We start from the raw sequence: 24086 nt of genomic DNA, 5'->3' as shown, positions 1-24086 counted from the left end.
GGCTCTGCGATCCGGGGAGTGGTCAGCGCAGCAGCAGGTTGGGCTGGAGCAGGTAGCGGTAGCTGTCGCTGCCGGGCTGCTCCCGCGAGGTCTGCGCGGTGATCAGGACGGGGCCGGGCTTGTTGGGGTTCTCGGTCTTCGTGAACGCGATGCGCACGAACTCCGAGTGGACGGCGGCGAGGCCGTCGAGCAGGAACTGCGGCTTGAGCGAGACGACCACGTCGTCGCCGGTCACGATCGCGTCGATGCTCTCGGACGCCTGCGCCTGCTCCGAGCCGATGGCCTCGAGGGTGAGGCCGTCGCTGCTGAAGCTGAAGCGGAGGGCCGCCTCGCGCTCGAGCACGAGCGAGACGCGTCGGGTGGCCTCGATGAGGTCGCTGGTCGACATGACCGCGTAGTTCTCGACGGAGGCGGGGAAGAGGCGCTTCACGGGCGGGAAGTTGCCCTTGATCAGCAGCGAGGTGACGGTCTTGCGGTCCGCGGTGAAGGCGATCAGCTCGCGCTCGTCGCGGTTGGTGATCGCGACGGAGACGGTGCCGGAGTGGCCGAAGGTCTTTCCGACCTCCTGCAGCGTGCGCGCGGGCACGAGGGCGGTGAGCGGCTGGGTGGGCGCGGGGTTGTCCCCGTTGTCCCAGTCGATCTCGCGGACGGCGACGCGGTAGCGGTCCGTCGCGACGAGGCCGATCGTGTTCTCGGTGATCTCGAGCTGCACGCCGGTGATGACGGGGGTCACGTCGTCGCGGGAGGCGGCGACCGCCACCTGCGAGACGGCGGCCGCGAAGGCGTCGGCCGGGACGAGGCCGGTGGAGGCATCGATCTCGGGGATGCTCGGGTACTCCTCCACGGGCATCTGCAGGAGCGTGAAGTGCGCCGAGCCGGCCGAGACCGAGACGCGCGACTCCTCCGTGGCGATGCGCACGGGAGCGTTGGGGAGGCGGTTCGCGATGTCGGCGAGCAGACGGCCCGAGACGAGCACGGTGCCCGTCTCCTCCACGTCGGCCGCGATCTGCGTCTGCGCGGACACCTCGTAGTCGAAGGAGGACAGCGTCAGACCCTCGGAGGTCGCCTCGATGAGGACTCCGGAGAGGATCGGCAGGGTCGTGCGCTGCGGAAGCAGCTTGACCGCGAAGGACACCGCCTCGCTGAAGACATCGCGGTTGGCTTGGAACCTCACGAGTACACCCCTGACGAGTCGCGGACGAAGACCGTCGCCCATCGTACCCGCCGGGCTCGACGAGCTCGGAAGGGGGTGGACCGCCGAGCACTCCCGAGCCGCTGTGGAGAGGTTGCCGGTCGAGGCTTCATTAAAGAGAGAACTGCGTTAACAGTGTTAACACGTGTGGAAACTGTGGAAAACGCTTCGGACCCCTACTCCTGGGTGGGATCGGAGGGACCCGCCCCTGTGGAGGGAGTGTGAGCGGGCCCGTGGACGCCCTGTGGAGCGATCCGGGCCGACCGGTCGCCCTCCACAGGCGGGCTCTCCCGGCGCACAGTCCCGAGGCGGTTGTCCACAGTTATCCACAGGTTCCTCACACTGTGGAAATCGGCCCTCCGGGGCGCGCGAGGCGGCGTGTCCGAGGCGCGCGCGGTGGGTCGAGGAGTCCGTCGACGACTTCTCCGGGTCACGACGGAGACCGTCGAACGCGGCTCGCGCCGTCCGAGCGGCGCGGAAGACGATGCGCGCTCCCTCTCCCCTGCGCTGCTCTCCTGGCCGTCGCACGGCGGATCGACACCGTCCGATCGCACGCCAGCCGCTCAGCCGCTCACCCGGACCCCTTGAGCACGTGCGGTTCATGCTGGTCGAGTAGCCCCAGCGAGCCGTATCGAGACCCCCGCCAGCGCCTTCGCCTGATCTCGACGCGCGCCGACACCGACGTCCTGCTGCTCGTGCCGCGATCCCCGTCGCTCCCTCCCCTCACACGAGGAAAGGGGAGCGACTACCCGACCACCGCGCACGGACGCCGATGGACCCCGGGGCACGCCACCCGGGACAGGTGGTCCCGGGGGCCGTACGACTGCGGGCTAGCGGTTCGTCTTGATGCGGGTGGTCAGCTCGGTGACCTGGTTGTAGATGCTGCGGCGCTCCTTCATGAGCTCCGAGATCTTCTTGTTCGCGTACATGACCGTGGTGTGGTCGCGGTTGCCGAACAGCTGGCCGATCTTGGGCAGCGAGAGGTTCGTCAGCTCCCGGCACAGGTACATGGCGATCTGGCGCGCGGTGGCGACGGCCTGCGAGCGCGACGAGCCGTAGAGGTCGTCGACCGTGAGCTTGAAGTAGTCCGCGGTGTGGTTGATGATGTCGACCGGCGAGATGACGTTGTCCTCGTCGAGCGTGATCAGGTCCTTCAGCACGGTCTGCACGAGCGACATGTCGACCGGCGTCCGGTTCAGGCTCGCGAACGCGGTGACGCGGATGAGCGTCCCCTCGAGCTCGCGGATGTTGCTCGACACCTTCGACGCCATGAACTCGAGGATGTCGTCGGGCACGAGCAGCTTCTCGCTGACCGCCTTCTTGCGGAGGATCGCGATGCGGGTCTCGAGGTCGGGAGCCTGCACATCGGTGATGAGGCCCCACTCGAAGCGCGAGCGCATCCGGTCCTCGAAGCCCGTCAGGGCCTTCGGCGGCAGATCGGACGTGATCACGACCTGCTTGTTGTGGTCGTGCAGCTGGTTGAAGGTGTGGAAGAACGCCTCCTGCGTCTCCGCCTTCCCCTGCAGGAACTGGATGTCGTCGATCAGGAGGATGTCGACGTTGCGGTAGCGGCCGTGGAAGGCGTTGCCCCGGTTGTTCGCGATCGAGTTGATGAAGTCGTTCGTGAACTCCTCGCTCGAGACGTACCGCACGCGGATCCCCGGGTAGAGGCTCATCGCGTAGTGGCCGATGGCGTGGAGGAGGTGCGTCTTGCCGAGCCCGGAGTCGCCGTAGACGAAGAGCGGGTTGTAGGCCTTGGCGGGAGCCTCGGCGACCGCGACGGCCGCGGCGTGCGCGAACCGGTTGGAGCCTCCGATGACGAAGTTGTCGAAGCTGTACTTCGGGTTCAGCCGGGTGTCGGTCGCCGGCACGGTCCGCAGCTCCTCGACCCCGCGGGTCGGCGCGACCGTCGCCGAGGAGGCGGTGATCGGCTCGAACGGGTTCATCGACTCCTGCGACGACGGGGAGCTGAGGGGCTCGTGCTCGATGTCGGGGTTCACCACGAAGGCGAACGTCGTGACGCCGAAGGAGTCGTCGAGCGTCCCGATCGCGCTGAGCAGGGGCACGCGCACGCGCTGCTCGAGCATCCCGCGGGTGAACTCGTTCGGGACCTCCAGGTAGAAGGTGCCCGCCATGATGCCCTTGGGCTCCACGAGCGAGACGAACCCGTAGAGGGGAGCGGTGATCCGCTCGTCCTGGGACAGTGCGCCGAGGATCACGTTCCACGCGTCGACCATCGACGTGTCGTCTGCCATCTGTCTCCGGTCCTGGGTGCTGTCGCTGTGAAGTCGCTGCGGGATCGCCGTCTCCGCCGGACCCGTCTCCGCCCGCTGCAGGGGCGTCGCGGACCGGGCGCGGAGCCGGGTCTCGAGTGCCGCTCTCTCCACAGGGTTGTCCACCGGCCTCGAGCGATGCCTGTGCGGGCGCGGGAGGACGCGGATCCCACCTGTGGATAACTGCGGCTCAACACCGTAACGAACGGAGCCGACGGGAGACAAATCCACCACAGCGACACCCGCGTGTCAATGCGCGGAACCCCGTGTCCCGTGTGCATGATCGAGGTTTCGCGCCGTCCACATTTGACCGGTGACGGAACAGGCCGTAGTTTAAATCAGTTGACGCCTGCCCGGTGTCGTCCGTGCGGCCCTCGCAGGCCGAGCGGATTCCGCAGCCGGGCACCCCTTCTTCCCGGAGGATCCGAGTCTCCGCCCGAGCGGGTGGTGCCGGTTCGCGCCGCGGAACACGTACGTGGAGATCTGATTATGAGCAAGCGAACCTTCCAGCCGAACAACCGTCGTCGCGCCAAGGTGCACGGCTTCCGTCTGCGCATGCGCACCCGTGCCGGCCGCGGCATCCTCAGCGCGCGCCGCGCCAAGGGGCGCACCGAGCTCTCCGCCTAGCAGCGAGCGGTACCGACCAGCGGTGCTGGCCAGAGCCAATCGCATCGTCCACGGAGGCGAGTACCGGACAGTCGTCCGTCGCGGTGTGCGGTCCACAGGACCGCACACCGTCACGTATGTCCGCCGGTCCTCCGCGGGCGATCCGGCGCGGTTCGGGTTCATCGTCGCCAAGACGGTCGGCACCGCGGTGACGCGCAACACCGTCCGCCGCCGGCTCAAGGCCGTGGCGTTCGAGCTCGTCCCCGAGATCGACCCCGGCACCCAGGTCGTCGTCCGCGCGCTGCCCGGCAGCGCCGACGCCCCCTGGTCGGAGCTGCGCTCCGAGGTGTGGTCCGCGATGGCGCGAGCCGCGCGGAAGAGCGGGGCGTCCTCGTGACCGCCGTGATCCCCCGCCGCGAGGCACCGCTCGCCCGGCTCGGGTGGGCGATCCTCCTGCTGCCGCGGAACATCGGCGTCCTGCTCCTGATCGTCTACCGGGCGGTCGTGTCCCCTCTCTACGGGGACGTCTGCCGTTACTACCCCTCGTGCTCCGCGTACGCGCTCCAGGCGGTCCAGCTCCACGGGCTCGTCCTCGGCTCCGTCCTCGCGGCCCGCCGTCTGCTCCGCTGCCACCCGTGGGCGGCAGGCGGCATCGACGACGTCCCGACCTCGATCCCCCTGCACCGACCGGCTTCCGGCCGGACCCGCTTCGCCGTGACGCGAGCCGGGTTCGTCGTGGGCCCTCGAAAGGACTGACCCCACTCCATGGACCTCCTCGGCACGATCCTCTGGCCCCTCAAGTGGGTGGTCGAGCTGCTCCTCGTCGCCTTCCACCAGCTGCTGACCTTCACCGGCATGGAGGCGGCCGCGGGAATCACCTGGGTCCTCTCGATCGTCGGCCTGGTCATCGTCATCCGCGCCGCGCTCATCCCGATCTTCGTCAAGCAGATCAAGAGCCAGCGCCGGATGCTCGAGGTCGCGCCCCAGCTCAAGAAGATCCAGGACAAGTACAAGGGCAAGCGCGACCAGCTGTCCCGCGAGGCGATGTCCCGCGAGACCATGGAGCTCTACAAGAAGACGGGCACCAACCCGCTCGCCTCCTGCCTGCCCCTGCTGATCCAGATGCCGATCTTCTTCAGCCTGTTCTCGGTGCTGAACGCGGCGCAGCACAGCCAGAAGGGCGTGGGCCCGCTCGACGAGACGCTCGCCCGCCAGTTCGGCGAGGCGAACCTCTTCGGCGTCGCACCGCTGCACCAGTCGATCCAGGGCGCACTCGCCGAGGGCGGCCAGGAGCCGGTCATCATCATCGCGGTGATCATGGTCGTCCTGATGACCGCGTCGCAGTTCATCACGCAGCTGCAGATCGTGTCGAAGAACATGTCGCCCGAGGCGAAGGCCTCGCCGACGTTCAAGCAGCAGCGGATCCTGCTCTACATCCTCCCCCTCGTCTTCGCCTTCTCGGGCTTCGCCTTCCCCCTCGGCGTGATGTTCTACTGGCTGACCTCGAACATCTGGACGATGATCCAGCAGTTCATCGTCATCCGGAACATGCCGACCCCGGGCAGCGAGGCAGCCAAGGCCCGCGAGGAGCGCCTGCGCCGCAAGGGCAAGCTGGTCGAGGAGACCACGGCCGCCGGCGACGTCACCCTCGTCGAGAAGAAGGCCGTGCAGCGCACGCAGCCCGTGAGCAAGAACCGCTCCAAGAAGCAAGCCGGAAAGAAGTAGAGCCGCCATGACCGATCCGATGCAGACCATCACCGACGACGCGTCCGCACCCGTGGACGTGGACGCGTCCGCCGTCGACGAGGCGCCCGAGTCCACGCTCTCTCAGCTCGAGGACGAGGGGGACGTCGCCGCCGACTACATCGAGGAGTTCCTCGACATCTGCGATCTCGACGGCGACATCGACATCGAGGTCCGCAACGGCCGCGCCTACCTCTCGGTCACCGCCTCCGGCGACACGAACCTCCGGGTCCTCTCCCGTCCCGACGCCGTCCAGGCGCTGCAGGAGCTGACGCGACTGGCGGTCCAGACGAAGACCGGCGCGTTCTCCCGCCTCATCCTCGACATCGGCGGCTCCCGCGACGCCCGCGAGGCGGAGCTGGCCCAGCTGGTCGACCGCGCGATCGAGCGGATCGAGGACGGCGCGACGTCGGCCTCGCTCCCGCCCATGTCGTCGTACGAGCGCAAGCTGGTCCACGACATGGTGGGCGAGCGCGGCTTCGTGTCGGAGTCGCGTGGCGAGGCGCGCGAGCGCCACACCGTCATCACCCGCGGCTGAGCGGCGTGGAGTCGACCCTCGAGGCCGAGCCCGCAGCCGCTGCGGCGATCGCCGGCGACCGCCTGCCCCTCCTGCGGCGCTTCACGGAGGCTCTCGCCGACCAGGGTGAGGAGCGCGGCCTGATCGGGCCCTTGGAGCTCCCCCGTCTCTGGACGCGGCACGTGCTCAACAGCGCCCTGGTGGCCCCTCTCCTGCGTCCGGGACTGGTGGGTGATGTCGGCAGTGGCGCGGGCCTTCCCGGGCTCGTCCTGGCCATCGTGCGGCCCGACGTCCGCTTCGTGCTCATCGAGCCGATGGAGCGTCGCGTCGTCTGGCTTCAGGAGCAGGTCGACGGACTCGCACTCGAGAATGTCTCAGTTCTTCGCGCCCGTGCCGAAGAGGTGCAGCTCCCGGAGCCTTTCGACCAGGTGACCGCTCGGGCGGTCAGCGCCCTCTCGAAGCTGATCCCGCTGACCGCGCCGCTGCTGCGGCCCGGAGGCGAGCTGGTCCTGCTGAAGGGCATCAACGCCGAGAAGGAGATCGAGGCTGCGGCCAAGCAGATCCGTCGTTTCCGGCTCTCCCCGCCCGAGGTCGTCGTGCTCGGCGACGGCGTGCTCTCCGAGGTGACGAGGGTCGTCCGGGCTACAGTGGGTTGATCGCCACGACGCCGCAGTGAGCCCCCGACTCCTCGTCCGTCGACTCCTCGGTGCTGATGTCCGTCCCACTCGCTGAGCGAAGGTTTCACGTGAAACAAACCGATTCCGCCGGTCTGACCGGAGGCTTCGATTCCTCGACTCCCCTGGCCCGGGAGATCGCGGACATGACCCGTCGGCGCGCACTGCTGAACGCCCAGCCGCTGCCCAAGCCCGAGTCGACGCGCGTCATCACGATCTCGAATCAGAAGGGCGGCGTCGGCAAGACGACGACGACCGTCAACCTCGCCGCCGGGCTCGCCCGCGGTGAGGCGAAGGTGCTCGTCATCGACCTCGATCCGCAGGGGAACGCGTCGACGGCCCTGGGCATCGAGCACCGCGCCGAGACGGCCAGCGTGTACGACGTGATCGTCAACGACACTCCCCTCGCGGACGTCGTGCAGAAGAGCCCGGAGTTCGCCTCGCTCTACGGTGTGCCGGCGACCATCCACCTGGCCGGCGCTGAGATCGAGCTGGTCTCGCTCGTCGCACGCGAGCAGCGTCTCCGCCGCGCGCTCGACCGCATGCTCGACACCATGGACGAGCCGTTCGACTACGTCTTCATCGACTGCCCGCCGTCGCTCGGTCTGCTGACCATCAACGCGTTCGTCGCCGCTCGCGAGGTGCTCATCCCGATCCAGTGCGAGTACTACGCGCTCGAGGGGCTCAGCCAGCTGCTCAAGAACATCGACTTGATCGAGCGGCACCTCAATCCGAACCTCGGTGTCTCGACGATCCTCCTGACGATGTACGACGGCCGCACGAACCTCTCCCAGCAGGTGGCAGCGGATGTCCGAGAGCACTTCCCGAAGGAGGTGCTGCGGGCGGTGATCCCGCGCAACGTGAGGATCTCGGAGGCGCCGAGCTACGGACAGAGCGTGATCAGCTACGACCCGCAGTCGTCCGGTTCGCTGGCGTATCTGGAGGCGGCCGCGGAGATCGCACGACGCGGAGCCCGGAAGACACCCGAGACGGCATACGAAGGAGAGGCACGCTGATGGCGACCAAGCGCACGGGACTCGGCCGGGGGATCGGCTCGCTCATCCCGACCAGCGACGAGTCGCGCTCCCGGCCTGTCGACGTCTTCTTCCCTGATCAGGTCGGCGATTCGGCCCGTGCCGAGGAGCTCCTCGAGGTCCCTGGAGCGCGCTTGGCGCGACTCCCCCTGGCCGACATCACCCCCAACACGGCGCAGCCGCGGTCGGTGTTCGACGAGGACGACCTCGCGGAACTCGTCCACAGCATCCGCGAGTTCGGAGTGCTGCAGCCGATCGTCGTCCGGCCCGTGACGGCTCGCGGCGGAGCGAAGTACGAGCTCGTCATGGGTGAGCGCCGGTTCCGCGCCTCGAAGGCCGCGGGACTGACCACCATCCCCGCGGTCGTCAAGGACACGGCCGACGAGAACATGCTCCGCGACGCGCTGCTGGAGAACCTGCACCGCGCCGACCTCAACCCGCTCGAGGAGGCGTCCGCCTACCAGCAGCTCCTCAGCGACTTCGGGATCACCCAGGAGGCCCTGGCGACGCGGCTCGGACGTTCGCGGCCGCAGATCTCGAACACGCTCCGTCTCCTGCGGCTCCCGGCCGATGTGCAGGCCCGCGTCGCTGCCGGCGTCCTGACCGCAGGACACGCGCGTGCGGTTCTGTCCCTCGACGACGTCGAGATGATGCGCCGCCTGGCCGACAAGATCGTCAACGAGGACCTGTCCGTCCGTGCCGCCGAGGCTGCCGCCGCGCAGATGAAGGCGCCGCGGACGACCGTGCGTCCCGTGGTGGAGGAGCAGGGCGGGCACTCCGGACACCTCTCGTCGATCGCGGATCACCTCGGCGACCGGTTGAACACGCGCGTCAAGGTCACCCTGGGCGCACGTAAGGGCCAGATGGTCATCGACTTCGCCACCATCCAGGACCTGAACCGCATCCTCGCTGAGATCGGGGAGCCGACCGAGGTGTCGCTCGCTCCGTAGAGGGTCGGCCTAGCGGCCGCCACCGATCAGCCCTGCGGCTTGCGAGGGCGCGCGCTCGCTGTGTTCTCGGCAGTATCGCCGATCTGGCTGTGTCCCCTCCCCTCGTCAGTACCGTGATCGCAGAGATCATTACGCTTGAGGCGATCTACGAGTTGCCTTGTGGGCGGAGTATTCTCGGTTGTCGTCCTCTCTCTGATTGATAAGCCCTTCTGACCGGTACAGTCTGATGAAGTGGCCCCAGGTTCTGCGGGGCGCTGCTGACTCCGTGTCTGGTCGCGAATACGGCGGGTGTTGTCCATCGGTGATGATCGCCAGGTTTCTGTGGCATTGATCTCTGGATAGAGCAGCTCACGATGCGACTATATGGCGGTCGCGTAGGCGTGAAGTGCCGGATCGAGGATTGGCGGAGTTCAGACATCGTCGGTCTCCATAGTTCCAGTCGCGTTCAGTGGCTCGCTGGCGGGCGCAGGACTGGCACTTGGACTGGTCGTACTCGGTGCGGCTCTCCTCTGCCAGGGGCGACGCCCTCATCGCCGATAGTTGGCGGGAGCAATGTTTCACGTGAAACAGCCGTCCATCCGCCGCTGAGATGAGGACTCCCTTGGCTGACCGTGCATCGCATGTCCCTCGGAAGGAGCGCCTCCTGGGCCTCCAAGCATTGGCTGGCGGGCGGGCAAGTAAGACGAAATGCAGTACACTCCATTTTCGCGGATCGACGCCGATGTGATGAGTGGGTTCGCCGATGTCTGACGGAGGACCCCGCCGGCGGTCGCGCCCAGAGAGCACTGAAAGACTCAATGAAGGGCCGTTTCACGTGAAACGGTGCGCTCTAGGGCGGCCTGGCCCTTGAAGAGCCACGACCTCGTCTGGTCAATCAGGAGGCCCTAGTCGGCTTGACTCGCTCCACAGGACGCAACTTCTCCGATTGAAGCTGCTCAACGGCTGCGGAAGCGTTTCACGTGAGACGCCCCTGCCGAGAACCTTGGGCGCACGTGCGGATCATCGTGCGACGGACTTCGACCGCAGTGTTCGAACGAGATCGCTCGCCTGACCAACGAAATTCAGGCACCACCCCCCGACGCGGAGTTGAGGTCGGAGAACCAAGCGATAGGGGTCCCTTCGGGCCGTGGGTCTCGATACGTTGCATTGTGGCTACTCGACCAGCATGGCGACGGCTGGCTGGTGTCTATCAACGTCGATCGACCATGTTGTGTCTCTGCAGAGATGGCGCGGGCGGCAATCGTGGTGAGCCTCGATTCGACGCACAACTGCTCCTCACCGCTAGGTCTGCGGATATGGCCAGACAGTGGGCGTGGATACATCGCTCCAGGCAACGCTCACCAGGTACCCACTGGGGGTGGCCGGGTCTCGATACGCGGCAATGCGTCTACTCGACGAGCATGACGACGAGGACCAGGTGGCGATGGATGCCCGTAAGCCTGGTGAAAAGGTGGCGGCGGGGGCGGGATATACCACGCTGATCTGCGGATAATCGACCGGCGCGGCGACAGATGTCTAATGTTGGTGGGAGTCGATACGCGGCCTCGGGTTCTTCCCCGGGTTGCCACTACTGGTCTGCTGATGAAGACGTGGACCCGTTATTGAGCGGCTACTCGACCCGCATTGTAGGGAGAAGGCGGCGATAGAGGGTCCTGATCGGCCGCGACGCAATTACTCGTCTGGCATGGATTCGAGCACTCGTTCAGAACTCAGCAGCCACGTGATCAGGAGCGTATGCGCAGCGGACGACCGTTTCACGTGAAACGGTATTGAGTCAGGAGGCTGCGAGCTTCGCGAGGGTGGAGTAGACGTCGCCGAGGTAGCGGCCGGATGCCTCGATGGCCTGAGGAACGAGTGAGGTTTCGGTCATTCCGGGAAGGACGTTCGCGTCGAAGAACCAGGGGAGTCCGGCCTCGTCGATGATGAAGTCGAGGCGCGACAGATGGCGGAGCCCCAGCAGCTCGTGGATCGCGACGGCCACGCGGGACACTTCCTCCGTGATCTCCGGCGAGATCCGGGCCGGCGTGTAGAAGTGCGTCTCCCCCGCGTTGTAGCGCGCCTCGAAGGTGTACTGGCCCGCGACGGGTGCGATCTCGACAGGCGGCAGGGCGAAAGGACCGTCACCGAGGTCGAGAACACCGACGGAGACCTCGATCCCATGGATCTGCTGTTCGATGAGCACGACGTCGCCGTAGGTGTACGCCTCCACCATCGCTCGCGGGAGCTGCGCCGAGTCCGTCACGATGCTGACGCCCTGGGCCGAACCGCCCTGAGCGGGCTTCACCACGAGGGAGCCGGGCAGGTGCGCTTCGACCTGCTCCAGGATTCCGGCGGCTCCGAGCTCGCGGAAGGTCTCGCGGGGGAGGGTGACGGAGCGCGGGGTCGAGAAGCCGGCGCGAGCGACGAGCGTCTTCGCGGTCGGCTTGAACCAGGCCAGGCGCGCCGCGTCCGTCTGCGAGCCGACGTAGGCGAAGCCCGCGGCCTCGAGGAGCCCGAGGAGTGCACCGTCCTCGCCGCTCGCTCCGTGCACCGCGGGCCAGACGACGTCGGGACGCTTCTGCAGCAGCGTCGAGAGGAGGCCGGCGTCCGGTTCGTGCAGGGAGACGCGGTGGCCCATGGCGGACAAACGGTCCGCCACGCGACGACCCGACCGCAGGGAGACGTCGCGCTCGTGGCTGATGCCACCGCTGATGACGACGATGTCGAGAGTACGGTCGAGCACAGAGAAATCGGTCATGACCAGGGCTTTCTTATCGAAGGAGCGGTGTCAGGAGACGTTCGGCGGAAGGACGGCGTCGCGCTTGCTCGCGTCGGCGCTGGTCAGCCGGCCCGTGCCCGCGAAGGTCGACAGCAGATCGAGCTCTCCGTTGATGACCGTGGCGAGGCGGCGGATGCCGTCGCCGATGCGCTCCGGCGTCGGGTAGCAGAACGAGAGGCGGATGTTCTGACGTCCGTCTCCGTTGCCGTAGAACGCAGTGCCCGGCGTGTACGCGACGAGCTCCTTCACCGCGCGCGGCAGCATCGCCTTGGAGTCGAGCTCCTCGGGCAGCGTGACCCAGACGTAGAAGCCGCCGTTCGGGTTCGTCCAGCTGAGGCCGGGCAGATGAGTCTGCAGGCCCTTCAGCATCGCTTCCTTCCGCTCGCGGTAGACGCCCCGGAAGGTGTCGATCTGTCCGCGCCAGTCGGCCGTCTCGAGGTACTTCGAGATGACCAGCTGGCTGAAGGACGACGGGCTGAGGACGGCCGCCTCGTTGGCGAGGATCAGCCGCTCGCGGATCGCGTGCGGAGCGAGAGCCCAGCCCACCCGGAAGCCGGGAGCGAGCGTCTTCGAGAACGTGCCGAGATAGATCACTCCGTCCTCCTCCAGCGAGCGCATCGCCTTCGGCGGGACGTCCTCGAAGTAGAGGAGGCCGTACGGGTTGTCCTCGAGCACGAGGATCCCCTCGGACTTGCAGATCTCGAGGATCTCGACGCGGCGCTCCCAGCTGAGGGTCACGCCCGCGGGGTTGTGGAAGGTGGGGATCGTGTACAGGAACTTGATCGTCTTGCCGGCGGCGCGGACGCGGGCGATGTGCTCGCGGAGGGCGGCGGGGATGAGCCCGTGCTCGTCCATCGGGACGTGCTCGACCTCGGCCTGGTACGACCGGAAGATGACCATCGCCGTGACGTAGCTGGGGCCCTCGGAGAGGACGACGTCCCCCGGGTCCAGGAAGAGCTTGGAGACGAGCTCCAGGGCGTGCTGAGAGCCCGTGGTGACCACGATGTCGTCCGCGCTGGCGGAGATGCCCTCGAGGGCCATGACGTCGAGGATCTGCTCGCGCAGGACGGGGACGCCCTGGCCCGACCCGTACTGCAGCGCGACGGGCCCCTGCTCCCGCATCACCGTCTCGATGGCGCCGGTCACCAGGTCCTGGGGGAGCGCGGACACGAACGGCATGCCGCCGGCGAGCGAGACCACTTCGGGGCGTGACGCGACGGCGAACAGGGCTCGGACCTCGCTGGCGGCCAGACCGGCCGTGCGCTCCGCGTAGGAGTTGTACCAGGGGTCGAGGTTGGTGCCGCGGTTGGTCACGATGGTTCCGCTTCGCTCGGTGGACAGTGTCTCTCCGGCCGGAGCCGGGTGGATCCACAGTACCGGCCGGTCCTGTGCTGCGGCGGGGCGGTCGGGCGCCACCGCAGGGAGCGTGGCCTGCGTCTCAGCGGGGCTGTTTCACGTGAAACAGCCCCGGGAACGAGGAGAGCCCCCGTCACGACGAGACAGGGGCTCTCGGAGACCGCAGAGGGCGGTCAGGGGTGCGAACTCAGAGGAACGCGGCCAGGTCGGCCTCGAGGGCCGGCTTCGGCTTGGCGCCGATGACGGTCTTCACGACCTCGCCCTTCTGGTAGACCTTCATCGCCGGGATCGACGTGATCTGGTACTTCGCAGCGGTCTGCGGGTTCTCGTCGACGTTCAGCTTGACGATCTCGATCTTGTCGCCGTGCTCGGCTGAGATCTGGTCGAGGATCGGTGCGACCATGCGGCAGGGGCCGCACCACTCGGCCCAGAAGTCGACCAGGACGGTCTTCTCGGAGTCGAGGACGTCGGACTGGAACGATGCGTCGGTGACGCTCTTCGCGGTGGACATGGTGTTCTCTCCTTCACGAGTCGGCGGGCTGCCGGCTCCGATGTGCGATGACCGGACGGTCAGCGGGTGATGAGCTCGGCCCGGGGTGAGCCTTCGGTGTGGGCGGTGCCATCGGCGAGCGAAGCGAGGTAGTGCTCCGCGTCGAGGGCGGCGACCGTTCCGGATGCCGCGGCGGTGACGGCCTGACGGTAGGTCGGGTCGATCACGTCGCCCGCGGCGAAGACGCCGGGAACGGAGGTCTGGGAGGAGCGGCCGACCACCGAGATTGTGCCCTCGGTGGTGAGGTCGAGCTTGCCGTGCACGACGTGCGTGCGTGGGTCGTTGCCGATCGCGATGAACAGGCCGTCGAGGTCGAGGTGGGACTCGGTGCCGTCGACCGTGTCGCGCAGCTTCACGCCGTCGACGTGGTTCTCGCCGGTGATGCCGGTGACCTCGGCGTTCCAGATGAACTCGATCCTGTCGTTGTCGAAGGCGCGCTTCTGCATGACCTTCGAGGCGCGGAGCGAGTCCTTGCGGTGGATCACGTAGACCTTCGCGGCGTGCTTGGTGAGGAAGGTCGCCTCCTCCATGGCGGAGTCGCCCCCGCCGACGACGGCGATGGTCTTGCCCTTGAAGAAGAAGCCGTCGCAGGTGGCACACCACGAGACACCGTGTCCCGACAGGCGGTCCTCGTCGTGGAGGCCCAGCTTGCGGTAAGCGGATCCGGTCGCGACGACGACGGTCTTCGCCTCGATGCTCTCGCCGGAGCCGAGGTGGACGGTCTTGACCTCGCCCTCGAGATCGAGGGAGGTGACGTCGTCGTAGAAGGTCTCCGCGCCGAACTTCTCGGCCTGCGCCTGCATCGAGGTCATCAGCTCGGGGCCGAGGACGCCGTCGGGGAAGCCGGGGAAGTTCTCGACGTCCGTCGTGTTCATCAGGTCGCCGCCGATCTCGACCGACGAGGCCACGACCACCGGGTGCAGCTCGGCGCGCGCCGCGTAGATGGCGGCGGTCCAGCCGGCGGGGCCGGATCCGATGATGACGATGTCGCGCACGGCAACTCCTCGGGGTCTGTACGAGCGGTGACGGGTGGGGCGGGAGCCGAGCACCCGGAGCCGGTCGCTCGAATCGTTCCGCGGCTCCGTGGGCTACAACACATCCTAGGCGGGCACTATTCCGCGGGCCCGGGAGCGCCGGCCGTGCCACGCGCCGCTCGATGCAGCAGCCCAGGAAATGCGATCTGACCAGGCTTTTACCGGAGCAGCATCAGCGGCCCAGTCGCCGGAGCACCGGAGCGAGGACGGCGCGCAGCTCTGGCACCCGGAGGAACCAGAGGACCGCGAAGTAGACGAGCGCCATCACGGTGCCGATCGCGGCCATCGAGAGCAGCGGCTCCACGTAGTTCGAGACGGCGAAACCGCCCGCGCGCGTGCCGCCGAGGGCGACCAGGACGCCGTAGCCGGCGGCGGCGGAGGGCACCGCGGCGAGGACGAACTGCGCGAGCCTGACGAGGATCCGCCTGCCTCCGCGGCCGCCGAGCCGGCGGCGCAGGAGGAGGGCCGCCACGAGGGCCTGCACGCAGATGCCGAGCGAGGTCGCAGCGGCTATGCCGACGGCGGTGCGGTCGGCGGGGAGCCGGAGCACGATCAGGTACCCGGCGACCGCCACGACGACCTGCACCAGGGTGAACAGGAACGGCCGCGCTCCGTCGCTCAGGGCGTAGAACGCGCGCTGCATGATGGCGATCGAGGAGAACAGCGGCAGGGCGATCACGTACGCCACGGCGATCGCTCCGATGGCCTGCGCGTCCGCGAACGAGTCGGTGAAGACGGAGCCGAACGGCACTGCGACCACGACGATCGCGGCGGCGGCGAAGACGAGCATCATCAGCACCAGGCGGAGCGAGGTGGAGACGTCCGAGCGGAACTCCTTCATCTCCCCCCGCGCGGTGTGGCCGCTCATCTTGGTGAAGTACGCCATGGCGATCGAGATCGCGATGACCGAGTGGGGCAGCATGAAGATCAGCCACGCCTTCTGCAGCGCCGCGGCCGAGGGCCCCTCCCCGGACGCGGTGGAGGAGACCTGGCTCTCGACGATGCCGGCGACGATGGTCAGCAGCACCGTGGCGAAGGACCACAGCGACATCCGCCCGGCCGTGCCGAGACCGACGCCCCGGAAGCGGAAGTCGGGGCGGTAGCTGAGGCCGACCCTCCGCCAGAAGAGCATCAGGAACAGCGACTGGACGACGATGCCCAGCGTCGCGCTCCCGCCGAGGAGGGTGACCATCGCCGGGGACCACGAGTCGACCGGACGGTTCCCCTCCGGATCGGCGCCGAACAGCACCATGAAGGCGACGAGCCCGGCGATCACCACGACGTTGTTCAGCACGGGCGCCCAGGTGAAGGGGCCGAACGAGCCGCGGGCGTTGAGCACCTCGCCGAGGATCGTGAAGAGGCCGTAGAAGAAGACCTGCGGCAGGCACCAGAACGCGAAGGCGACGGCCAGCTGGTACTGCTCCGGTCCGTAGCCGGGCGCGTAGAGGCGCACGAGCAGGGGAGCGAGGACCGTGGCGGCGATCGTGGTCACCAGGAGCAGGCCGAGCGCCAGGGTCAGCAGGCGGTTGATGTAGCCGCGGCCGCCGTCGGCGTCGAGGCCCGCCCGCACGATCTGCGGGACGAGGACGGCGTTCAGAGCGCCGCCCGCGATGATCGAGTAGATCGTGTTGGGGAGCAGGTTCGCCGTCGTGAAGGCGTCCGCGCCCGGCGCGACCGCGGCTCCGATCGTGTTCGCCATGACGATCGACATGACGAAGCCGAGGATCCGCGAGACCATCGTGCCGGAGGCGAGGACGGCGCTCGCGCGTCCGAGGGAGAAGCTAGCCACGCGGGTCCGATCGCTGGTCGTCGAGATCGGGCTGGACCTCGAGCACGGCGTTCGGGTCCTCCTCGTCCTCAGGGGTGTCGCCTCGACGGCGACGGCGGATATTGCGGAGGATACCGGCTCCGAAGACGACGACGAGCGCGATCCCGATGACCAGGGTGCCGACGGTCTCCCAGTCGGCGCGGACGCTGGTCGTCATGCCCGTGGGGGTGCCGATGGGGACGCCCTGCGCCGAGGTCAGCTGCAGGCCGAGGCTCGTCTCGCCGTTGCCGACCCGGGCCTTCACGGGGATGAGGACGCGGCCCTGCGAGCGGGCGTCGATCTCGGTGGTCTCGATCGCCTCCTCGTCGATGTCGAGGACGGCGTTCGAGGTCGAGGCCTGGATGCGGACGGCGATCGGCCAGGGGAGCTCGTTGCGGACGTACACGGGGATGCTCGAGTCGCGGGAGACCTGCAGGATGCTGCCGGTCGCGTCGATCGACACCAGCGAGAGCGTCCGGTCGGCCTCGGTCATGGCCGCGCCGACGGCGTCGCCCCAGCCGCTGCCGTCTCCGCGCCAGGTCACGGAGAGCAGCGCCAGCACGTCGTTGCGGCTCTTGCCCGAGAGCAGCTCCGGTTCCTGCAGCACGGAGGAGAACGCCTCGACCTCGGAGCCGGCGTCGAGCACGTCGCGCACCCGGTCGAGCCGCGACTCCGACTCCGGCGAGTCGACGACGCTCGCGCCCTCGGTCGCGGGGACGGCGAGGGCGGTGGAGAGGGCGACTCCGCGGGCCCAGGGCAGCGACTCGATCGCGTCGAGGGTCTCGGAGAGGCGCGCGGCGCCGATCGCCGAGCCGCGGCCGAGGGTGAGCACGACGTCCGGCGCGGTCCCCTCCTCCTGCACCTCGGCGAGATCGGTCGCGATCTCGGACATGCGGGCGCGCCACTCGGTGTCGTCGGTGGCGGTGGCGGCCGCGTCGAACGCCTCGGTGAGGCGCGAGTCGGCCACGACCAGGTCCGAGTCGCCGACGGTGGCGCGCGAGGTGGTGGTCACCTCCTCCGGCAGCAGGAGACCGGAGGAGGGGACGACCGTGCGGTTCACTCCGCTGGCCGCGTAGACGTCGAGGTCCGACCCCCGGAGGGTGCCCTCGTCGGGCCACGCGACGCTGCCGAGGGAGGTGCTCCAGTCGGAGGCGAGCAGCGACTCGGTGCTCGGACGCGCCGGCAGGTCCTCGGCCGGCTGGTCGGAGTCGACGGCGACCGTGGGCGCCGGGCTGGCGGTGCCGGGGACCGCGGCGAAGCGGGTGTCGTCGATCGCGTACTCGAAGGAGGTGGGAGAGAGGAGGGCGGAGAGCCCGGCCTGCGCCTGGGCCGAGACGTCGGCGTCGGCGTACGGCAGGGCGAAGCGCTCGTTCGGCACGGACTGCAGCCGGTCGAGCCAGTCGAGGGCCGACTCCGGAGCGGCGCTGCCGAGGATCCGGATCGAGGCGAGGATGCGCGGGTCGACCCCGATCGTGACGCCCTTCCCCGCGACCGCGTCGAGCTGCCGGGTGAGGGTCCCCGTGCCGTCGGTGTAGTCGGCGAGGGCCTCGGCCGAGAGCAGGCCGTCGGCCGTGTCCGGGACGGTGAGCGGGACGAGGACGCTGACGCCGGTCTCGCGCTCCGGGGCCGCCGCGTCGTCGGTCAGCTCGACGGCGGTGCGAGCGGTCGAGACGACACCACCCGGACCGGTGACCGTGACGAGGACGGCGTGGGTGCCGAGCGCGGTCCGGTCGTTGGAGAAGGGGATCTGGTCGACCGGCACGGTGAGGCCGGCCTCGGCGGTGCTGGAGGGCAGCAGGCGCAGCTGGGCGGTCGCACGGACCGGGTCGGTGTCGTTGTCGGCCTCGGCGTCGAGCCAGTCGTGCAGCTCCGCGCGGGTGTCGAGGGTGGCGTAGGAGAGGGCGACCGTCACGTCGGCGCTGTCGATCGCCTCGGTGGTGCCGTTGCGCACGGCGATCGAGAGCTCGAGGTCCTGGCCGGGCCGCAGGACGCCGTCGCTGCCGGCCCCGGCGGTCGTGGTGACGGTGCCGGGAGCGGGCGTCGAGGTCGCCGTCGCGGCGGCGACCGGGGTCGCGAGGGCGGGGGAGGCCACGCCGGTCAGGCCGAGCGCGAGGGCGGCAGCACCTGCCGAGCGGAGCAGGAGGAGGGCCGCCCGCGAGCGGCGGGAGCGGAGGGAGGGGTCGCGCCGATGCATCGGACTCACTCGGCCTCCATGCGGGTGATTCTACGGGCAGCCCTCCTCGGGGCAGGCGGTGCGTCCTCTGTGCAGGCGGTTCCCCCCGTAACCCCCTGGCACGGTCACCCGCTGCCGGGACACCCCCCGCCACTAGGATCGTGCGAATGCACAGCGTCCAGACCGCTCTCGAGACCCTCCGCGCGCTCGCGGGGACGCCCACGGTGACGCGGCTGGCGGAGGCCTTCGCGGCCCAGGGCCACGAGCTCGCGCTGGTCGGCGGCCCGGTCCGCGACGCCTTCCTCGGCCACGGCGTGCACGACCTCGACTTCACCACCTCCGCGCGCCCCGACGACATCGTGCGGATCGTCGCTCCGATCGCCGAGGCGCACTGGGACATCGGCCGGGCCTTCGGCACGATCGGCGCTCGCGTGGCCGGCGAGACGGTCGAGATCACGACCTACCGCAGCGACAGCTACGACGGGGTGAGCCGCAAGCCCGAGGTCGAGTTCGGCGACTCGCTCGAGGGCGACCTGGTGCGGCGCGACTTCACGGTCAACGCGATGGCGCTGCGGCTCCCGGAGGTCGTCCTCGTCGATCCCTCGGGAGGAGTGGAGGACCTGCTCGCCGGCCGACTGCGCACCCCCTCCCCCGCCGACCTCTCCTTCGGCGACGATCCGCTCCGGATGCTCCGCGGCGCGCGCTTCACCTCGCAGCTCGGCTTCCGCACCACCGACGAGGTCGAGTGGGCGATGGCCGAGCTCGCCGGCCGGATCGACGACGTCTCGGCGGAGCGCGTGCAGGAGGAGCTGCGGAAGCTCCTCGCGACCGCCTCGCCCCGTGCCGGCCTGGAGCTGCTCGTCGACACCGGTCTGGCCGGTCGCTTCCTCCCGGAGCTGCCCGCGCTGCGCCTGGAGCAGGACGAGCACCACCACCACAAGGACGTCTACACCCACAGCCTCACCGTGCTGGAGCAGGCGATCGCGCTGGAGGAGTCGCGGCACCCCGGAGCCGCGCCCGACGTCGTGCTGCGGCTCGCCGCCCTCCTGCACGACATCGGGAAGCCGGCCACGCGGCGGCTCGAGCCGGGCGGAGCGGTGAGCTTCCACCACCACGACCTGGTCGGCTCCAAGCTCGCGATCAAGCGGATGCGCGCGCTCAAGTTCGACAACCAGACGACGAAGGACGTGGCCCGCCTCATCGAGCTGCACCTGCGCTTCTTCGGGTACACGGACGGCGCGTGGACCGATTCCGCGGTGCGCCGCTACGTGACCGACGCCGGGCCTCTGCTCGAGCGGCTGCACATCCTCACCCGCGCCGACGTGACCACGCGCAACCGCCGCAAGGCCGACCGGCTCGCGCACGCTTACGACGACCTCGAGACGCGCATCGCGGAGCTCGCCGAGAAGGAGGAGCTCGCCTCCAAGCGCCCCGACCTCGACGGCACGCGGATCATGGAGATCCTCGGCCTCGCCCCGGGCCCCGAGGTCGGGCAGGCGTACCGGTTCCTGCTGGAACTGCGGCTGGAGGAGGGTCCGCTCGGCGAGGAGGTCGCGACGCAGCGGCTCCGCGAGTGGTGGGCGTCGCGCTGAGGCGCTGAGCGGGGCCCCGTGCCCGCCTCGCCCTGCACCCGGGGTGGTGCGCCTCGAGCGGATCCGTCCGGCGCGTCGCGGCGGTCCTGTTGTAGTCTGTACAGGTTGTCCACGACCAGACGCACTCGCGTCCGCGGGAGTGGGCAGATGCTACATACCCTCCTGTCACGGAAATACCGTGGCCGTTCAGTCCGAAGGAGGTGGGTTAGTGACGCATCAGTACGAGATCATGGTCATCCTGGACCCCGAGATCGATGAGCGCACCGTCGCTCCGAGTCTCGACAAGTTCCTCAACGTCATCCGCACCGATGGTGGATCCATCGACAAGGTCGACGTCTGGGGCCGCCGTCGTCTGGCGTACGAGATCAACAAGAAGTCCGAGGGCATCTACGCCGTCGTCGACTTCACGTCGACCTCCGCCGCAGCGAACGAGCTCGACCGTCAGCTGAAGCTGTCCGAGGCCGTCATGCGCACCAAGGTGCTGCGGGCCGAAGAGGGCATCGCCCAGGTCGCGGCCGCCGCGAAGCTCGCCGACGAGAAGGCCGCCCGCAAGGCCGCCAAGGCCTCGGCCGCTCCCAAGGCGTAGCGCTCATGGCCGGCGAGACGATCATCACCGTGGTGGGGAACCTCACCGCCGACCCCGAGCTGCGCTACACGCAGGGCGGGCTCGCGGTCGCGAACTTCACCATCGCCTCCACGCCGCGCACCTTCGACCGTCAGGCGAACGACTGGAAGGACGGCGAAGCGCTGTTCCTCCGCGCCTCCGTCTGGCGCGAGTTCGCCGAGAACGTCGCAGGAACGCTGACCAAGGGCAGCCGCGTCATCGCGACCGGCCGCCTGAAGCAGCGCTCCTACGAGACGAAGGAAGGCGAGAAGCGCACCAGCATCGAGCTCGAGATCGACGAGATCGGGCCCTCGCTGCGCTACGCGACCGCGCAGGTCACGCGCGCCTCCGGTGGAGGCGGACGCGGCCAGGCCGGTGGCGGCCAGGGCAACGGCGGTCAGATCGGCGGCGGCCAGGGCGGCTTCGGCGGCGGCGGTCAGGGGGGCTCCGGCAACGCCGGCGGCAACCGTGGCGGTCAGGCCGAGGAGCCGTGGGCGCCGAGCGCTCCCGCCGGTGGCGACGTGTGGAGCACGCCGGGCAGCTACAACGACGAGACGCCGTTCTGAGCCTCGGCTCGGACGCTCTCCTCACCTGAATCACGCCTCCCCCGCACCGCGATCGCTCGCGGCGGGGCAGGGGCGAACCAGAATCTAAGGAAACCACTATGGCTGGAAAGAGCAGCGGCGACCGCCGCAAGCCGATCCGCGGCAAGGGCGCGAAGAACGCGGCCCCCGCGAAGTCGGTCCGCGTGGGTGTCATCGACTACAAGGACGTCGCGACCCTCCGCAAGTTCATCTCGGAGCGCGGGAAGATCCGCGCCCGTCGTATCACCGGCGTCTCCGTTCAGGAGCAGCGCCTCATCGCCCGTGCCGTCAAGAACGCCCGCGAGATGGCGCTCCTGCCCTACGCCGGCAGCGGAAGGTAGGTAACGGTATGTCCAAGGTCATCCTGACCCACGAGGTCGACGGACTCGGCTCGGCCGGCGACGTCGTCGACGTGAAGAACGGGTTCGCCCGCAACTACCTCATCCCGCAGGGCTTCGGCGTCGCGTGGACCCGCGGTGGCGAGAAGCAGGTCGAGCAGATCAAGTCGGCGCGAGCCGCCCGTGAGCACAAGACCATCGAAGAGGCCCAGCACACCAAGCAGGTCCTCGAGGCCAACCGCGTGAAGCTGACGGTCAAGGCCGGCAAGGACGGCCGCCTGTTCGGCTCGGTGAAGACCTCCGACATCGCGAACGCGGTGGCGGCGGCCGGATTCGGCGAGCTCGACAAGCGCAAGATCGTCATCTCGAACGCGATCAAGCACGTCGGCGAGCACGAGGCCGTGGTGCGTCTGCGCGACGACATCCAGGCCACTGTGAAGCTGCAGGTGGTCGCGGCCAAGTAAGGCCGCGAGAACGCCGCGGAGGGCGGTGCGACGGGACTTCCGAGTCCCCTCGCACCGCCCTTCGTCGTTCCCGTTCTCCACAGCTCCATCCACATACACCCTCCGGCGGGACCAACCTTCACTGTGGTCTTGAGACTCTTTTCCCCACACACCTGTGGAAAGCAGGAAATGCCTGGTCAAAAGCCGGAAAAAACTTGCTGAGGGCCGCTGATCCCACAGGGTTGTCCACACGTTGCCCACAGTGGGCCCGGCGTTTCCCCTCGGTTCTGCACAGCTCTCTCCACAGGGCGGTTTGCGTGCCGCGGGCGGCGGTCCGTAGGGTGGCGCAGCGCCCCGCGAGGGGTGCGGGCAGGCGCCCGTGCGCCGCTGTCGGAGGTCGCTGGTAGACCGGATCCCGGCACCGGCTCGACCGGACGCGCAGCACCCGACAGGAGGAGGCGAAGGCATGACGATCGCGCACCTGGCGGTACCCGGCTCGGACGGACGGGACGGTCGCGGAGACCGTGGCGAGTCGCGCGGGAACGAGCGGACCCCTCCGCACGACCTCCTCGCCGAGCAGTCGGCGCTGGGCGGCATGCTGCTCTCGAAGGACGCGGTCGCCGACGTCGTCGAGAGCGTCAAGGGCACCGACTTCTACATCCCCAAGCACGAGATCGTCTTCGACGCGATCCTCGCCCTCTACTCGCACGGCGAGCCGACCGACGTCATCGCGGTCACCGACGAGCTCACGAAGCAGGGGGAGCTGCAGCGGGCCGGCGGCGCCGACTACCTGCACACGCTCACCTCGATGGTCCCCACCGCGGCCAACGCCGGGTACTACGCCTCCATCGTCGCCGAGCGCGCTCTGCTGCGCCGCCTCGTCGAGGCGGGCACCCGCATCGCGCAGATGGGCTACCAGGGCGAGGGCGAGGTGCTCGACCTGGTCAACACGGCGCAGGCCGAGATCTACAACGTCACCGGCTCCGAGACGGCGGAGGACTACGTCCCGCTGACCGACGCGGTGACCGTCGCGATCGACGAGATCGAGGCGGCCGCTCACAAGGACGGCAGCTTCACCGGCGTCCCCACCGGCTTCGCCGACCTCGACGACCTGACCAACGGCTTCCACGCCGGGCAGATGATCATCGTCGCCGCGCGCCCCGCGCTCGGAAAGTCGACGCTGGCGCTCGACTTCGCCCGCGCCGCCGCGATCAAGCACAACATGGCCACGATCTTCTTCTCCCTCGAGATGGGGCGCAGCGAGATCGCGATGCGCCTCCTCTCGGCCGAGGCGTCCGTGCCGCTGCAGCACATGCGCAAGGGCACGGTCGACCAGCGCGACTGGACGACCATCGCCTCCACCCGCGGCCGGATCAATGACGCGCCGCTCTACATCGACGACTCGCCCAACATGACCCTCGTCGAGATCCGGGCGAAGTGCCGCCGGCTCAAGCAGCGGGTCGGGCTCAAGATGGTCGTCATCGACTACCTGCAGCTGATGACCTCCGGCAAGAAGGTCGAGAGCCGCCAGCAGGAGGTCTCGGAGTTCTCGCGTGCCCTCAAGCTCCTCGCGAAGGAGTTGCAGGTGCCGGTCATCGCGCTCTCGCAGCTGAACCGAGGCCCCGAGCAGCGCGCCGACAAGCTCCCCGCCATCTCGGACCTCCGCGAGTCCGGCTCGATCGAGCAGGACGCCGACATGGTGATCCTCCTGCACCGCGAGAGTGCCTACGAGAAGGACAACCCGCGCGCGGGCGAGGCCGACCTCATCGTCGCCAAGCACCGCAACGGCCCGACCCGCACGGTGACCGTGGGCTTCCACGGCCACTTCTCGCGCTTCGCCGACATCCCGGCGGTCTGA

General features: G+C 68.9%; 22 protein-coding genes. 14 read left to right on the top strand and 8 right to left on the bottom strand.

The window, feature by feature from the left end:
- Positions 1-22 precede the first annotated feature (22 nt).
- Together dnaN and dnaA are read right to left on the bottom strand one after the other, a co-directional pair.
- The gene (dnaN, locus tag C5C49_RS06505) at positions 23-1174 is read right to left on the bottom strand and encodes a DNA polymerase III subunit beta (protein ID WP_104222678.1); all 1152 of its coding nucleotides are present in this window, start codon (positions 1172-1174) and stop codon (positions 23-25) included.
- Between the two features lie 848 nt (positions 1175-2022).
- Positions 2023-3327: a chromosomal replication initiator protein DnaA gene (gene dnaA / locus C5C49_RS06500; RefSeq protein ID WP_374952921.1), complete on the bottom strand. Its 1305-nt coding sequence runs from the start codon at positions 3325-3327 to the stop codon at positions 2023-2025.
- Positions 3328-3954: 627 nt separating this feature from the next.
- Between dnaA and rpmH the strand changes: the two genes are divergently transcribed.
- From rpmH to C5C49_RS06460, 8 genes are all read left to right on the top strand, one after another.
- Complete coding sequence (gene rpmH / locus C5C49_RS06495; RefSeq protein WP_055784512.1) at positions 3955-4092, top strand: 50S ribosomal protein L34; 138 nt, start codon at positions 3955-3957, stop codon at positions 4090-4092.
- 22 nt (positions 4093-4114) lie between these two features.
- Positions 4115-4468: a ribonuclease P protein component gene (gene rnpA, locus C5C49_RS06490; RefSeq protein ID WP_104222680.1), complete on the top strand. Its 354-nt coding sequence runs from the start codon at positions 4115-4117 to the stop codon at positions 4466-4468.
- A 5-nt stretch (positions 4469-4473) separates the two neighbouring features.
- A complete protein-coding gene (yidD, locus tag C5C49_RS06485; RefSeq protein WP_258061272.1) occupies positions 4474-4827 on the top strand; it encodes a membrane protein insertion efficiency factor YidD in 354 nt (117 codons plus the stop codon).
- A 9-nt stretch (positions 4828-4836) separates the two neighbouring features.
- Positions 4837-5796, top strand: coding sequence for a membrane protein insertase YidC (gene yidC, locus C5C49_RS06480; protein WP_104222681.1), 960 nt, complete (start codon positions 4837-4839; stop codon positions 5794-5796).
- Positions 5797-5803: 7 nt separating this feature from the next.
- Positions 5804-6352 carry a R3H domain-containing nucleic acid-binding protein gene (locus tag C5C49_RS06475; protein ID WP_258062514.1) on the top strand — a complete coding sequence of 183 codons (549 nt, stop codon included), beginning with the start codon at positions 5804-5806 and terminating at the stop codon, positions 6350-6352.
- A gap of 5 nt (positions 6353-6357) precedes the next feature.
- Positions 6358-6987 carry a 16S rRNA (guanine(527)-N(7))-methyltransferase RsmG gene (gene rsmG, locus C5C49_RS06470; RefSeq protein ID WP_104345729.1) on the top strand — a complete coding sequence of 210 codons (630 nt, stop codon included), beginning with the start codon at positions 6358-6360 and terminating at the stop codon, positions 6985-6987.
- 164 nt (positions 6988-7151) lie between these two features.
- Entirely contained in the window at positions 7152-8021 is an 870-nt protein-coding gene (locus C5C49_RS06465; protein WP_258068403.1) for a ParA family protein, read from the top strand.
- Positions 8021-8989 (top strand): ParB/RepB/Spo0J family partition protein, encoded by a 969-nt coding sequence (locus C5C49_RS06460; RefSeq protein ID WP_104247022.1) that lies wholly within the window; start codon positions 8021-8023, stop codon positions 8987-8989. Before C5C49_RS06465 ends, C5C49_RS06460 begins: the two co-directional genes overlap by 1 nt.
- Positions 8990-10763: 1774 nt before the next feature.
- Here the strand turns inward: C5C49_RS06460 and C5C49_RS06450 are convergent.
- The 6 genes from C5C49_RS06450 to C5C49_RS06425 form a co-directional block, all read right to left on the bottom strand.
- Complete coding sequence (locus C5C49_RS06450; RefSeq protein WP_104345727.1) at positions 10764-11726, bottom strand: ATP-grasp domain-containing protein; 963 nt, start codon at positions 11724-11726, stop codon at positions 10764-10766.
- A gap of 30 nt (positions 11727-11756) precedes the next feature.
- Entirely contained in the window at positions 11757-13061 is a 1305-nt protein-coding gene (locus C5C49_RS06445) for a PLP-dependent aminotransferase family protein (protein ID WP_104237762.1), read from the bottom strand.
- A gap of 229 nt (positions 13062-13290) precedes the next feature.
- A complete protein-coding gene (trxA, locus tag C5C49_RS06440) occupies positions 13291-13614 on the bottom strand; it encodes a thioredoxin (RefSeq protein WP_104222687.1) in 324 nt (107 codons plus the stop codon).
- Positions 13615-13673: 59 nt separating this feature from the next.
- On the bottom strand, positions 13674-14648 hold the full coding sequence (gene trxB / locus C5C49_RS06435) for a thioredoxin-disulfide reductase (RefSeq protein WP_104222688.1): 975 nt from the start codon (positions 14646-14648) through the stop codon (positions 13674-13676).
- 211 nt (positions 14649-14859) lie between these two features.
- Positions 14860-16476 (bottom strand): murein biosynthesis integral membrane protein MurJ, encoded by a 1617-nt coding sequence (gene murJ, locus C5C49_RS06430; protein ID WP_258066660.1) that lies wholly within the window; start codon positions 16474-16476, stop codon positions 14860-14862.
- Positions 16469-18688, bottom strand: a complete 2220-nt coding sequence (locus tag C5C49_RS06425; RefSeq protein WP_104345726.1) for a DUF6049 family protein — start codon at positions 18686-18688, stop codon at positions 16469-16471. The genes murJ and C5C49_RS06425 overlap by 8 nt, the downstream gene beginning before the upstream one ends.
- A 146-nt stretch (positions 18689-18834) precedes the next feature.
- Between C5C49_RS06425 and C5C49_RS06420 the strand changes: the two genes are divergently transcribed.
- The 6 genes from C5C49_RS06420 to dnaB all read left to right on the top strand — a co-directional run bounded on the left by C5C49_RS06420 (position 18835) and on the right by dnaB (position 24086).
- Positions 18835-20259: a CCA tRNA nucleotidyltransferase gene (locus C5C49_RS06420; protein WP_104345725.1), complete on the top strand. Its 1425-nt coding sequence runs from the start codon at positions 18835-18837 to the stop codon at positions 20257-20259.
- 208 nt (positions 20260-20467) lie between these two features.
- Positions 20468-20845: a 30S ribosomal protein S6 gene (gene rpsF / locus C5C49_RS06415; RefSeq protein ID WP_068207796.1), complete on the top strand. Its 378-nt coding sequence runs from the start codon at positions 20468-20470 to the stop codon at positions 20843-20845.
- A gap of 5 nt (positions 20846-20850) precedes the next feature.
- Complete coding sequence (locus C5C49_RS06410; protein WP_104222691.1) at positions 20851-21429, top strand: single-stranded DNA-binding protein; 579 nt, start codon at positions 20851-20853, stop codon at positions 21427-21429.
- Positions 21430-21527: 98 nt separating this feature from the next.
- Positions 21528-21788, top strand: coding sequence for a 30S ribosomal protein S18 (rpsR, locus tag C5C49_RS06405; RefSeq protein WP_055784551.1), 261 nt, complete (start codon positions 21528-21530; stop codon positions 21786-21788).
- A gap of 8 nt (positions 21789-21796) precedes the next feature.
- Complete coding sequence (gene rplI / locus C5C49_RS06400; protein ID WP_104222692.1) at positions 21797-22249, top strand: 50S ribosomal protein L9; 453 nt, start codon at positions 21797-21799, stop codon at positions 22247-22249.
- Between the two features lie 445 nt (positions 22250-22694).
- Positions 22695-24086: a replicative DNA helicase gene (dnaB, locus tag C5C49_RS06395; RefSeq protein ID WP_104225797.1), complete on the top strand. Its 1392-nt coding sequence runs from the start codon at positions 22695-22697 to the stop codon at positions 24084-24086.

Origin of the sequence: Rathayibacter sp. AY1E2, assembly GCF_002932325.1 — a bacterium.
Classification (GTDB): domain Bacteria; phylum Actinomycetota; class Actinomycetes; order Actinomycetales; family Microbacteriaceae; genus Rathayibacter.
This window is presented reverse-complemented; position numbering and strand designations above follow the sequence as displayed.